The organism is Chloracidobacterium sp. (assembly GCA_025057975.1).
Lineage (GTDB): Bacteria > Acidobacteriota > Blastocatellia > Chloracidobacteriales > Chloracidobacteriaceae > Chloracidobacterium.
In genome coordinates, this window is sequence record JANWUV010000059.1 from 1 (window position 1) to 571 (window position 571).

The window sequence follows — 571 nt, forward strand, 5'->3', positions numbered from 1 at the left end:
TCGTGGGAGGCGCCGCGATACAGCTTCTCCCCCGCGCGGATCGGCACATTCAGCCGATTCTCGGGCGGGGTAAGCGGGCAGCTCCAGTTGTCGTTGTAGGCACAGTAGGGGTTGTAGGCCAGATTGAAGTCCACCAGAAAGCGGTTGCCGCCGAGCGGCTCCGGTTCGAGATAACGTCCCGCACCATAGGTCTCGACGTTTGCCAGCGCATCCACAAACGGGAGGAAATAACCGTGTGGGCCGGCGTACAGCGTCAGCTGCGCCTCCTGCCCGTCCACCGTGAACGTGAAGCGCCCCACGCGCCGATACGTCTGCGTGTCGCCGGTCGAGGTGCGCATCTCGATCACCTCGCGCTGCGGGAAAGGTTCGATTTCGACTTCCAGCCGCAACGCCGGGTTCTCCGGGAAGTAGTCCAGGCCCGTGAACTCGCACTTCTGTTGCGGCGTGAGCGGCGACTGGGGATGGGTTCGGAAGAAATGGTCTTTCTGTTCGCGTAAGGATTCCAGTTCGGTCATGTTCAGTTCCCGCAACTGTTCAGGCCATAATCGCCGATAGGTTGGAGAATCCACAG

General features: G+C 61.3%; 1 protein-coding gene. It reads right to left on the bottom strand.

Going from position 1 to position 571, the window contains the following annotated elements; translation table 11 throughout:
* On the bottom strand, positions 1–515 hold a 515-nt coding region (locus NZ585_15065; GenBank protein MCS7081349.1), incomplete at its 3' end, for a DUF1684 domain-containing protein.
* Between the last annotated feature and the right edge of the window lie 56 nt (positions 516–571).